At 72.4% G+C, this 12,056-nt stretch carries 12 protein-coding genes and 1 pseudogene; 11 read left to right on the forward strand and 2 right to left on the reverse strand.

Annotation, left to right across the window (positions count from 1 at the left end; translation table 11 throughout):
- The first annotated feature begins 32 nt into the window (after nt 1–32).
- On the forward strand, nt 33–482 hold the full coding sequence (locus tag C470_RS02325; protein ID WP_004595962.1) for a hypothetical protein: 450 nt from the start codon (nt 33–35) through the stop codon (nt 480–482).
- A gap of 24 nt (nt 483–506) precedes the next feature.
- Here C470_RS02325 and menD read toward each other — a convergent pair whose 3' ends face one another.
- Nucleotides 507–2,453, reverse strand: a complete 1,947-nt coding sequence (menD, locus tag C470_RS02330) for a 2-succinyl-5-enolpyruvyl-6-hydroxy-3-cyclohexene-1-carboxylic-acid synthase (protein ID WP_008364980.1) — start codon at nt 2,451–2,453, stop codon at nt 507–509.
- Between the two features lie 82 nt (nt 2,454–2,535).
- Entirely contained in the window at nt 2,536–2,934 is a 399-nt protein-coding gene (locus C470_RS02335; protein WP_004595966.1) for a DUF5830 family protein, read from the reverse strand.
- Between the two features lie 123 nt (nt 2,935–3,057).
- Here C470_RS02335 and C470_RS02340 point away from each other — a divergent pair, with 123 nt between their 5' ends.
- The 10 genes and pseudogenes from C470_RS02340 to C470_RS02385 all read left to right on the forward strand — a co-directional run.
- Nucleotides 3,058–3,423 carry a hypothetical protein gene (locus C470_RS02340; protein ID WP_004595968.1) on the forward strand — a complete coding sequence of 122 codons (366 nt, stop codon included), beginning with the start codon at nt 3,058–3,060 and terminating at the stop codon, nt 3,421–3,423.
- A 70-nt stretch (nt 3,424–3,493) separates the two neighbouring features.
- Nucleotides 3,494–4,492 carry a VOC family protein gene (locus C470_RS02345; protein ID WP_008364982.1) on the forward strand — a complete coding sequence of 333 codons (999 nt, stop codon included), beginning with the start codon at nt 3,494–3,496 and terminating at the stop codon, nt 4,490–4,492.
- Nucleotides 4,489–5,184 carry an alpha/beta hydrolase gene (locus tag C470_RS02350; RefSeq protein WP_008364985.1) on the forward strand — a complete coding sequence of 232 codons (696 nt, stop codon included), beginning with the start codon at nt 4,489–4,491 and terminating at the stop codon, nt 5,182–5,184. Before C470_RS02345 ends, C470_RS02350 begins: the two co-directional genes overlap by 4 nt.
- Before the next feature lie 93 nt (nt 5,185–5,277).
- A complete protein-coding gene (locus tag C470_RS02355) occupies nt 5,278–5,820 on the forward strand; it encodes a DUF2249 domain-containing protein (RefSeq protein ID WP_008364986.1) in 543 nt (180 codons plus the stop codon).
- 129 nt (nt 5,821–5,949) lie between these two features.
- Complete coding sequence (locus C470_RS02360) at nt 5,950–6,489, forward strand: halocyanin domain-containing protein (RefSeq protein ID WP_008364989.1); 540 nt, start codon at nt 5,950–5,952, stop codon at nt 6,487–6,489.
- A gap of 242 nt (nt 6,490–6,731) precedes the next feature.
- On the forward strand, nt 6,732–8,651 hold the full coding sequence (nosZ, locus tag C470_RS02365) for a TAT-dependent nitrous-oxide reductase (protein WP_004595978.1): 1,920 nt from the start codon (nt 6,732–6,734) through the stop codon (nt 8,649–8,651).
- A 4-nt stretch (nt 8,652–8,655) separates the two neighbouring features.
- Nucleotides 8,656–9,408: a hypothetical protein gene (locus tag C470_RS02370; RefSeq protein ID WP_007344337.1), complete on the forward strand. Its 753-nt coding sequence runs from the start codon at nt 8,656–8,658 to the stop codon at nt 9,406–9,408.
- Nucleotides 9,398–10,891, forward strand: coding sequence for a nitrous oxide reductase family maturation protein NosD (gene nosD / locus C470_RS02375; protein WP_008364992.1), 1,494 nt, complete (start codon nt 9,398–9,400; stop codon nt 10,889–10,891). Before C470_RS02370 ends, nosD begins: the two co-directional genes overlap by 11 nt.
- Complete coding sequence (locus C470_RS02380; RefSeq protein WP_007993513.1) at nt 10,888–11,727, forward strand: ABC transporter ATP-binding protein; 840 nt, start codon at nt 10,888–10,890, stop codon at nt 11,725–11,727. Before nosD ends, C470_RS02380 begins: the two co-directional genes overlap by 4 nt.
- Nucleotides 11,724–12,056 (forward strand): annotated as a pseudogene (locus C470_RS02385) (ABC transporter permease); the annotation flags it as partial. The gene C470_RS02380 and the pseudogene C470_RS02385, both read left to right, overlap by 4 nt.

Raw genomic sequence — 12,056 nt, forward strand, 5'->3', positions numbered from 1 at the left:
TTTATAAGTGATGTCGACGTGGGCTCACGGGTATGCGCACGGCAGCCCTCCCTCCGATCGTCGCCGCGATCGTCGCGCTCGCGGTCAGCGGAATCAGACGGCTCTCGCCGATCCTCCTCGAATCCCCCGTCTCGCTCCCGTCGGCCGAGGCGCTCTCGACGTACCTCGTGAGCGCCCAGTTCACGGCGTTCCTGCTGGTCTACGGCCTGCTGTTCGGCGCCGCGCTCCTCGCCGGCCTGGGGGACGCCGACGTCTCAGCCACGTTGACCGCGCTGGCGACGGGCGCGAGCGCGACCGCCTCATTCCTGCTCGGTTCGGCCGTCGTCCTCTGGTACCTCGGTCCGGACCGCGGCCCCGTCGCCACCGCCGTCTTCGCGCTCGGCGCGAGCCTCGGCGTCGGGATCCAGTTCGCGGTCGTCGCGTACGCCGGGGTCTCGCTCGGCGAGCGCCGCGGCGAGGGACCGAGCCCGATCGTCCCCTGATCACGACGGCTCGGACCCGCGCGACTACGACGAGTCCGACCCCTCGCCACGCGCCGCGCTCTCGCCGTGGACCGCGCGCTCGACCGCGGCCGCGAGCCGCTCCCGCGTCCGGTGGCTGGCCTCGGCGTCCGTGTCGACCTCGATCAGGTGCGACCCGTCGTCCCCGTGCGCCCGCGAGACGGCGGCTCCGACGTCGTCAGCGGCGGCCCGCGCGCGCTCGGCCGGCGTCTCGCCGCGGTCCGCGAGCGCGTCGGGGCGCGCGTCGATCCGCTCGTAGCCGAGGCCGTGAAGCTCCGCGAGCGGCTCGAAGTCGAGCCCGTGCGGCGTTTTGAACGACTCGGTGAACGGCGGCTCGAACGACTCGATCGGGAGCTTGTGGAAGATGCCGCCGCCGTCGTTGTTGACCGCGACCACCGTCACGTCGACGTCGCAGCGGTCGACCGCGAGCAGGCCGTTCGAGTCGTGGTACAGGGCGATGTCGCCGACGACGAGGGTGAGGTCGTCCGTGGTCCCGCTCCCCGCGCCGAGCGCGCTGGAGACGATCCCGTCGATCCCGGAGACGCCGCGGTTGCCGAGCGCGGTGACGTTCGCGGTCGTCGGCCCGACGAACCGGTCGAGGTCGCGGACGGGCATCGAGTTCGAGACGAACAGCGTCGCCGGGTCGGGGAGCGCGCTCGCGACGGCGCGGAGGGCGTCGCCCTCGTGGAAGCCGGCGTCCGCCTCGTCGCTCGCGGTCACGTCGGCCGCCGCGTCCGTGTCGTCTCCTCCGTCCGCATCCCGAACGTGAACCGCCTCGGCGACGCGGTCCGCCTCCTCCCACTGCGCGCGCCAGTCCGGCTCACCGCTCCCGCCCCCGACGAGCCGAGAGAGGCGGGCGCAGAGCCGGCTCGGCTCGGCGACGACGAGGTCGGTCGCGGCGAACTCGGCCTCGCGCCAGCGCCCCGCGGGGTCGACCTGGTACTGGTCCGCGCCGGTCTCGGCGAGGTACTTCCGGAGGCGCTTCGAGGTGGGCGAGGCGCCCAGCCGGAGGACGAGGTCGGGGTCGGCCCACTCACGAGCCGCCCCCGCGGCGTCGCCGTCTCCCTCCTCCCCGCCGCCCGCGAGGTCTGCCGAGAGGTACGCGTCGTAGTTCCCGACGACGGGCGCGACGCGCGTGTGCCCGCCGTACCGGAGCCCGGAGAGCGGGTCGGCCAGCACGGGGAACCCGGTCGCGTGCGCGAGCGCAGTGACCGACTCGGGGTCGATGCCCGGCGGGTCGGCGGGGCCGGCGACGATCAGGCCGCGGTCCGCGTCGCCCAGTTCGGCCGCGAGCGCGCGCAGCTCGTCGTCGCCCGGCTCGGGGGCGCCGGCCGTCACGTCGACGTAGGGGGCGTCGCGGCCGCGCTCGGCCGCCTCGGGGAGGTCGTCGGGCACGTCGCCCGGGACCGGCGTCGGCTCCAGCGGCTTTTTAAACGGCACGTTGAGGTGGACCGGTCCCTGGTCGGCGCCCTCCGCAGCCGCGACGGCGCGGGCGACGGTGGTGCGAAGCGAGCGGAGCGCCCGGTTGTTCGCGGCCGGCTCCGGGAGGTCTTTATAAAAGCGGACGGCATCGCCGTACAGCTTCTCCTGATCGGCGGTCTGGTTGGCGCCGGAGTCGCGCAGTTCGGGCGGGCGGTCGGCGGTGAGCGCGAGCAGCGGGACGCGGGCCTCGCTCGCCTCCATCACGGCGGGGTGGTAGTTGGCGGCGGCGGTGCCCGAGGTACAGATCAGCGGCGTCACGCGGCCGGTCCGGCGGGCACGGCCGAGCGCGAAGTACGCGGCTGAGCGCTCGTCCAACTGGGAGAACACCGTGAGTTCCTCGTGGCCCGCGGCGGCGACGGTCAGCGGCGTCGAGCGGCTGCCCGGCGAGGCGACGACGGCGTCGACGCCCGCGGCGACGAGCTCGTCGACGAGCGCGTTCGCCCACAGCACGTTCCGGTTCGGCGCGGTCATTACCGTCGCTTCGGGCGCCGACGTAAATACTCCGGCGAGTTCGGTCGACGGTCGGACGGCGGGCGAGCGGCCGAGGCCGCGCTCACTCCGACTCCGAGGGCGACTCCGACTCCCGCCCGGTCACCTTCCGGATACACGAGGAGCCGAAGGGGCCGAGTTCCCCGGCGTCCAGCCGGATGAAGTGGCCCGTCGAGATCGACGTGCCGCACCGCCGGCACTCGAAGTCGCCCTCGCGCGCGACGACCTGGCTGTCGTACTCGACGTAGGTCCCGTTACGCCGTACCCGCAGTCGGGCGCCCTCGCGGTCGATGATCCCGCGCTTCTCGGCCGCGTCGAGGATGTCGCGGGTGAGCGCCGGGCTCGTCGTGATCGTCTCGATCCGGTCGACCGCGGCGGCGAGGTCGAGCTCCTCGCGTTCGAGATGGGCCAGCAGCTCGACGCCGAGCTCCAGCTTCTCCTCGCGGGTCGACGGCTCCGTCACGCCCGGCGAGACGGCGCGATCCCTCTTAAGTCGGCTGGAAGGCTGCGGGGCCCCGGACGCGGTGCGGGCTTCGGCGGCTCCGCGGACCGGCAGATTCACGTCTGGCGGCCGACAGCTCTGAGCGTGGTCAGATCCCGCGACCGGTCCCGTCGGCGCCCCGCCTACCGCCGGCGACCGAACGAGTTCTACTGGCTGTGGATCGCGGCGACCGCGACGTACGGCGTCGGGGACGTGGTCTCCACGATCGCCTTCCTCCGATACGTCCCGACGATCGAGGAGGCGAACCCGGTCGTGCGGGTCGCCCTGGAGTCGTTCGGCCTCTCCGGGCTCGTCGCCCTGAAGATCGCCGTCTACCTCGTCATGCTCTGGATCAGCGTCGAGGGCGCGCGCGAGGGCGACGGCCTGCTGTACTACTTCCCGCCGGTGCTGCTCACGGCGACCGGGACGTACCTCACCGCGAGCAACGTGCGGCTGCTGTGGCTCTCCTGAGGCCTCGATCGCGAGCCTCGGCGATCGCCCCCACCGACACCGACTTTCCCGCGCGGCGCCGACCGTCCCCATGCTCTCTGACACCCCCGGGCTCCACCACGTCACGGGGATCGTCGGCGACCCCGAGGCCCACGCCGCCTTCTACGGCGGGACGCTCGGGCTCCGCCTGCTCCGCCGGACGGTGAACTACGAGGACCGCCTCCGGTACCACCTCTACTTCGGCGACGCGACCGGCTCGCCGGGCTCGGTGTTCACCGTCTTTCCCGACCAGAACGCGGAGCCCGGACGGACCGGGAAACCCGGCTACGAGGCCGTCGCCTTCGCCGTGCCGCCGGACTCGCTCGGCTACTGGCGCGACCGCCTCGCGGACCGCGGCGTCGAGTTCGCGCCGATCGGTCCGGACGCGCGCTTCGGCGACCGCGGGCTGACGCTCGCGGACCCCTCCGGGACGCGGGTCGAACTGGTCGAAACCGAGAGCGGCGGGTCTGACCCCTGGACCGAGGGCCCCGTCCCGGCCGCGCACGCGATCCGCGGGCTCCGCGGGGTGACCGCGCTCCCCGCGGACCCGTACGGGACCGCGAGCGTCCTGGAGACGCTCGGGTTCGAGTACGAGGCGGAGGCGGGCGACCGGGTGCGGTACCGCGCGCCCGGCGACCGCGCGACGGCCGTCGACCTGCTCGACCGGGACGCGTCGTACCTCCGGGAGGGCCCGGGGACCCTCCACCACGCCGCGGTGCGCGTCGCGGACCGCGAGACGCTCCTGGAGTGGCACGGGCTGTTCCGCGACCGCGGGTACGACGTGTCTCGCGTGAAGGACCGCCACTTCTTCCACTCGCTGTACGTCCGCGGCCCCGGTGGGCTCCTCGTCGAGCTCGCGACCGAGGCGCCGACCCCCGACGGGCCGCCCGGCCCGGGGCTCGCCGACCCGGAGGCGACCGGGCACGCAACGGCGCTCTACCTCCCGCCGCGGTTCGAGACGGACCGCGAGCTGATCGAGTCGCAGCTGCCGGCGTTCGACGGGCCAGGGGAGACCGGCGGACACGGCGAGGCGAGAGAGACGGAAGAGTGAGCCGTCAGATCCCCGGCGTCTCCGGACCGCACGCCGAGGCGACGCTCGTCACCGGCGGCGCGCCGGTCGCGGCCGCCGAGGTCGCGGTCGTGCTGGTCCACGGCCGCGGCGGCACTGCGGAGGGGATCGTCCGCCTCGCGGACGAGTTCTACCGGTCTGGCGCGACGCTGCTCGCGCCCGGCGCGGTCCGGTCGACGTGGTTCCCGGCGCCGCACGAGGCGCCGGTGTCGGCGAACGAGCCCGCGCTGACCTCGGCGGCCGACTGCGTCGCGAGCGCGGTCGACGTCGCGCGCGACGCCGGGGTCCCGCCCGAGCGCGTCGTCCTCGTCGGGGTCTCGCAGGGCGGCGCGGTCGTCGCCGAGTTCCTTCGGCGCCGACCTCGGCCGTTCGGGGGCGCGTTCGTCGCCTCTGCGGCGCTGCCGGGCGAGGACCTCGACTCTCGCGAGGCCGAGGCGGTCGAGGGGGTGGAGCGCGACGGCGACGGTCCGCTCGCCGGCACCCGGATCGCGCTCGTCAGCAGCGAGGACGACCCGTACGTGCCCCCGGATCGCGTCCGGGCGACCGCGCGCGTCTTCGAGCGCGCGGGTGCGGCGGTCGAGTGCCGGATCGACTCGGGCGACGGACACGGCCTCTCGGACGCGACGATGGGCCAGATCGGCGAGCGGATCGATGGACTGCTCGGCGACGGCTGACGAGCTCTCTCCCCGAGCGGCCCCGCGCGGCTCCGTCGGTCCCGAACGTGTTCGCGCCGCCCGACATGCGGCTGCGGCGTCGAGGACGAGGCGATGCCAGAACTCGACGTCAGAGAGATCGCGCCGAACGAGCGACACGATCGGATCCACGACGCGTTCGCCGACCTGGAGCCGGGCGAGTCGCTCACGATAGTCAACGACCACGACCCGAAGCCGCTCTACTACGAGCTGTCGGCGGAGGTCCCCGCGTTCGACGACGAGGCGTACGCGGTCGAGCGCGAGGGGCCGGAGCGGTTCGTCGCCGAGCTGCCGAAGGCGGCGTCGGGGGCGGCACCGGAGACGGTCCGGCTCGACGACCTCGACGGCGAGCCGCACGCGTCGGCCTTCCCGGGCGAGGAGCCGAAGACCGTTCGCCTCTCGCTGGCGGCCGGCGAGGGCGTCGCGGAACACGATCATCCGGACAGAACGGTGCTGTTCCACGCGCTGGAGGGCGCCTTCGACGTGGCCCTCGACGGCGAGACCCACCGCGTCGAGGCCGGCGAGCTGCTCCGGTTCGACGGCGAGCGGAGCGTGGAACCGACCGCGCGCGAGGACGGGACCGCGCTGGTCGTGTTGGCGCCGCGGGGAGAGCCGTAGGCGACCGGAACCGAGCGGTCGACCGACCGGGGCCCGGCGGGCGAAACCCCCGAACGTGTTCGACGCGATTCCAGACGGGCGAGGCGACGCGCAGGGCGTTACAACTACACCCCACCAACGATAGACCACATGACAGACGACACGACGCTCGAACGGAGACGGTTCGTACAGGCGACGACCGCTGCGGGCACGACCCTCCTGCTCGCCGGGTGTTCCGGCGGGGGCGGCGACGGCGGCGACGGCGGCGACGGAAGCGACGGCTCGGACGGCAGTGACGGCTCCGACGGGAGCGACGGCGGCTCCGGTAGCGACGTCGAGTACCTCGGCGAGGAGCCGGACTACGGCGGCTGGTTCGACGGCGCGAACAACTACGAGCAGACCGTCGACGCCACCGGCCAGGACGAGGTCACCGTCGAGGTCGGAGCGGGCGACGGGCTCTCGTTCGGCCCGGCCGCCGTCGCGGTGAGCGCCGGCACCACCGTCGTCTGGGAGTGGACCGGGAACGGCGGCGGGCACAACGTCTCCGCCGAGTCGGGCGACTTCGAGAGCGAGACGATCCAAGAGGAGGGCCACACCTTCGAGTACACCTTCGAGGAGACGGGCATACAGAAGTACGTCTGTACGCCCCACGCGTCGGTCGGCATGAAGGGCGCCGTCGTCGTCCAGTGACCACCCGGCGCCCCTGAGCCGCGCTCCGCGAACCCACCCGACGAAGCCGCTTTTCTTCGACCGATCGTTCGCACCTCGAACGGCGGACGCCCGGACCGGATTCTCACGACCTCGGAACGCGACCGGCGATCGCCGAACCTGTTCGCGCGCTTCCAACCGCGCAGCAAGCCGCTCGGGGGGCTATATACGGCACCGCGCAACGTCCGCCTGTCGCGAGGGAATCGCCGCTCGCGTACCAACTTATGTCGAACGACACACAACGGTCCACGGACGCGGGAGAATCGGGCGACCAGACGACGGGCTCGACGGACGGGTTCGATTCGATGCTCCCCGGCGTCCGTCGCCGCGACTTCATGAAGGCCGGCGCGGCCGCCGGCGGACTCAGCGGGCTGGCGGGCTGTACCAGCCTGCTGAGCGAGGACGACGTCCAAGGGACGGCCTCGGCGAGCGGCGTCGACAACTCCGTGCCGCCGGGCGAACACGACGAGTACTACGCGATCCTCTCGGGCGGGCAGGCCGGCGACGTCCGCGTGTACGGCCTCCCGTCGATGCGCGAGCTCATCCGGATCCCGGTGTTCAATCCGGACGCCTCGCGCGGTTACGGCTTCGACGACGAGAGCAAGCAGATGCTCGAAGACGCCGGCGGCTACACGTGGGGCGACACCCACCACCCGCGGATCAGCCAGACCGACGGCGACTACGACGGCCGGTTCGCGTACGTCAACGACAAGGCGAACGGCCGGATGGCCCGGATCGACCTGACGTACTTCGAGACGGACGCCATCGTCGACATCCCGAACCAGCAGGGGACCCACGGCGCCTGCGCGCAGCTGCCCGACACCGACCTCATCTTCGGCGTCGGCGAGTTCCGGACGCCGATCCCCAACGACGGGACCGGCGACCTCGAGGACCCGGACTCGTACGGCTCCGTCCTCGCCGCGATCAACCCCGAGAACATGAACGTCGAGTGGGAGGTCCTCATCGACGGCAACATGGACAACGGCGACGGGAGCAAGGAGGGCCGGTACTTCTTCACCAGCGCCTACAACACCGAGGAGGCGGCCACGGAGTCGGGGATGACCCGCGCCGACCGCGACGACGTGAAGGCGTTCGACATCCCGCGGATCGAGGCGGCCGTCGAGGCCGGGAACTACGAGACGATAAACGAGGTCCCGGTCGTCGACGGGCGGAAGGACAGCCCGCTCAACCAGGGCGACGAGCCCATCGTCCACTACATCCCGACGCCGAAGAGCCCGCACGGGGTCAGCGTCACCCCCGATAACGAGTACGTCATCGTCAGCGGGAAGCTCGACCCGACCGCGTCGGTCATCGACATCGACAAGATCGACGAGGTCGACGACCCCACCGACGCCATCGTCGGCCAGCCGAAGCTGGGGCTCGGCCCGCTCCACACGGCCTACGACGGGCGCGGCCACGCGTACACGACGCTGTTCATCGACTCGCAGGTCGTCAAGTGGGACATCGAGAAGGCCGTCGAGGCCGAGGCGCGCTCGGAGAGCCCGGTGATCGAGAAGATCGACGTCCACTACAACCCCGGTCACCTCATCGCCGCGGAGTCGTACACCGAGGACCCGGCGGGCGACTGGCTCGTCTCGCTGAACAAGCTCTCGAAGGACCGGTTCCTTCCGGTCGGCCCGCAACACCCCGAGAACGACCAGCTGATCTACATCGGCGACGACGAGAACGGCATGGAGCTGGTGAAGGACTCGCCGGCGCAGGCCGAGCCGCACGACGCCTCGATCTGTCACAAGTCGAAGATCGACCCGAAGGCGACGTACGACCCCGAGGACCTCGAACTCGACTACACCGCCGAGGGCGAGGAGACGATGGAGCGGGTCGGCGACGACCGCGTGGAGATCGAGATGTACTCCACCCGGAACCACTACGGGTTCCAGGAGATGGTCGTCCAGGAGGGCGACGAGATCGAGATGCAGGTGACGAACATCGAGACCACGAGCGACATGCTCCACTCGGTGGCGATCCCCGAACACGACGTCCACATGCGGCTCGCTCCGCAGGAGACGCGGAAGGCGACGTTCACGGCGGACGAGCCGGGCGTCTACTGGATCTACTGCGCGCACTTCTGTAGCGCGCTGCACCTGGAAATGCGCTCGCGGCTCATCGTCAAACCGGAGGAATAACGCCATGAGTTCGTCGCTCACGCGGCTGACCGAGATCCGACGCGCGCTCCCGCTGGCAGCGGCGGCGCTGCTCGTCGGGGCGCTGCTGGTCCCGATGTGGCAGATCACGCTCACGGCGCCGCAGTACCCCGGTCAGGAGCTGCTCATCGAGCTGTACGCCTACCCGCGTCTGGGCGGCGACTTCGCCGAGGTACAGGGGCTCAACAAGTACGCGGGCTTTTATTACCCCGACCCGGTGTTCATCGATCCGAACTACCCCGTCAGCGAGGCGGCGATCGACGTCCCCGAGTGGCTGCTCGGCCCGGTCGTGTTCGTCGGGCTCGCACTGACGGGCGCGTTCGTCGCGTTCGCGCCGACGGTGCGCAAGCTGAAGGCCGGGCTCACCGCCCAGCTCGTCGGGACGATCACCGTCTTCGTGGGGATGTTCGCGTTCATCCAGTACCGGCTCTATCAGGCCGGCCACTCGCTGGACCCGGACGCGCCGCTCCGCGGCATCGAGTCGTTCACGCCGCCGCTGCTCGGCCCCTACGAGGTGGCCAACATCAGCGGCTTCGCGTGGTTCGGCCCCGGCGGGTACATGACCGTCGTCGCGGTGCTGCTGCTCGCGACCGCCTACCTCGCGCGGGACATCGAGGCGACCGTGAGCGAGCTCCCGGCGCTGGCCCGCGGGCTTCCCGGAAAGGTCCGCGAGCGCGCCACCGGAGGAGAGGCCGCCGACCGGGACCGCGACGTCGGCGGGGGCGACCATGTCGGGTGACCGCCTCGAGGTCGGCTTCCTGGCGGCCGCCTGCGCCGTCGCCGTCGTCGCGGTCGCGCTCGGCGTGGCGCTCCCGGTCGCCGGGGCGGGCAGCGGTGCGGGCGGCGCGGCCGACGCGAGCGGAGCCGCCGGCCCGAACGCCTCCGTCGCCTCCGGGCTCGACGTCGCGACCGACTTCGCCGCGACGGGCGTGACCGCGCCCGACCGCGACGGGACCGCCACCGTCGACGGCGAGTCGTTCGCGTCTGCGCAGGCGGCGGTCGACGCCGCCGCCGCCGGCGAGACTGTCGTCCTCGACGGCCGGTTCGACGAGCGCGTCAACGCGACCGTCGACGACCTGCGGATCGTCGCGAGCGATGGCGGCGCGGTCATCGACGGCGGCGGCGAGGGTCGCGTGCTCACCCTGAGCGGCGAGAACGTCACCGTCTCGGGCGTCTGGGTCCGCGGCTCCGGCAGCGACCTCGGCACCGAGGACGCCGGCGTCTTCGTCGCGGGCGACCGCGCCCGGATCGAGTCGGTCCGGATCACCGACACGGCGTACGGGATCTGGATCGACGGCGCCGACGAGGCCGTCATCGAAGACGTGCGGATCGACGGCCGGGAGGAGGTGTTCCCGGTCACCGACCGCGGCAACGGGATCCACCTGTTCGAGACGAGGGGGACCGTCATCCGCGACAGCGAGATCACGCACACCCGCGACGGGATCTACTTCTCGTGGGCGACTGACGTGCTCGCCGAGAACAACACGATCCGCCACACGCGCTACGGCGTCCACTACATGTACTCGGACGACAACCGCCTCGTCGACAACGTCGCGGCCGACAACGGCGTCGGCTACGCGCTGATGGTGAGCGAGGGGCTGACCGTCCGGAACAACACCGCCCTGCGCAACGACGACAGCAGCGGGCACGGCATCATGGCGAAGGACATCGAGGAGTCGGTGATCGCCGGCAACCACCTCGTCGCGAACCGCAACGGGCTCTACCTCTACAACGCGCAGGGGAACCGGCTCGTCGACAACCTGATCTACCGCAACGGGATCGGGATCCACAGCGCCGCGGAGAGCGGGAGCGAGGTCGTCGCGGGCAACAGCTTCGTCCGCAACGAGCGCGCTGTCCGGACCGCCCGCAACTCGCTCGTCGCGTGGAACGGCACCGATCGCGGCAACTACTGGTCCGGCGCTCGGGTCGCCGACCGCGACGGGGACGGCGTGAGCGAGATCCGGCACCGCCCGATCGGGATCGTCGAGAACCTCGTGGCCGAGAACCCGCAGGCGGCCGCCTTCGCGAACAGCCCGGCGTTCGAGGCGGTGCGGCTGGCCGAGAGCTCCTTCCCGGTGATCGAGACGCCCGGCGTCGTCGACCGTCGCCCGCTCGTCGAGCCGAACCACGACTGGCGGGCCTACGAGCCCGGCGACGGGGCGAGCGACGACGGAGCGAGCCGCGCCGCGAACCGACCCGCGGACACGGAGGACTCACAATGAGAATCGACGCGACCGACGTGCGGAAGACGTACGGGGACGTGACCGCCCTCGACGGGCTCTCGCTGACGGTCCCGAGCGGCTCGACGTTCGGGATCATCGGCACCAACGGGGCCGGCAAGTCGACGCTGTTCCGGCTGCTCGTCGGCCACGACCGGCCGGACGCGGGAACCGTCAGCGTCGGCGGCACCGACGTGACCGAGGACGGACGGCGGATCCGCGAGCGGGTCGGCTACCTCCCCGAGCACGTCGGGTTCCCGGACGGGCTCACCGGCCGGGAGGTGCTCGGCGTCCATCGGGCAATGCGCGGTCTCTCGAAGGACGGTCGGACCGCCGAGGCGATCGAGCGCGTCGGGTTGACCGCGGACGAGGCCGACCGCCGCGTCTCGGGCTACTCGAACGGGATGCAGCGGCGGCTCGGGCTGGCGACGGTGTTGCTCCCGGACCCGGACGTGCTCATCCTCGACGAGCCGACGGCCGGGCTCGACCCGCGCGGGGTCGACGAGTTCCACGCCATCGTCGAGGAGATAACGTCGGAGACCGACGCGACGGTGGTGTTCTGCTCGCACGTGCTCGGGGAGGTCGAACGGCTCTGCGACCGCGCGGCCGTCCTCCACGACGGTCGGGTGCGCGCGGCGGGGTCCGTCGACGAGCTCGCCGCGGAGGCGGAGGCCGCCGCCGACCGCGACGGCGACTCGGCGACTCGCTCCGGTCGCGACCGCGACGGTCTCCGGGCGGCGTTCCGCGAGGCGGTCGGGGACGACGCGGCGCACGACGCGCGGGTCGGTAAGGGTCGGGCAGACGACGCGACCGCCGACCGCGAGGAGGTGGCGCCATGAGCGACTCGCGCGGTGGGTCCGACGACGGGACGGGGGAAGCGACGCGTCCCGACGGCGGCAATCCGGACGCGACGGCCGCGGTCGACGCGCTCGACGGCGGCCCGGAGGTCGACGCGGCGGATTCGGAGTCGGCTGCGACCGCCGCCGCGGCCGAGACCTCGACGAACGACGGCGTTCGCGGGACGATCCGGCACGTCTTCGTCGTCGCGGTCACGGAGTACCGCCTGGCGGTCCGGAGCCGGTGGGCGCTCGCGCTGACCGCGCTGTTCGTCGTGTTCGGTGGGGTGATGTTAACGTTCAGCGGGTCCGCGGTCGGCCCGGCGGGCGCC

The organism is Halorubrum distributum JCM 13561 (genome assembly GCF_000337395.1).
Lineage (GTDB): Archaea > Halobacteriota > Halobacteria > Halobacteriales > Haloferacaceae > Halorubrum > Halorubrum distributum.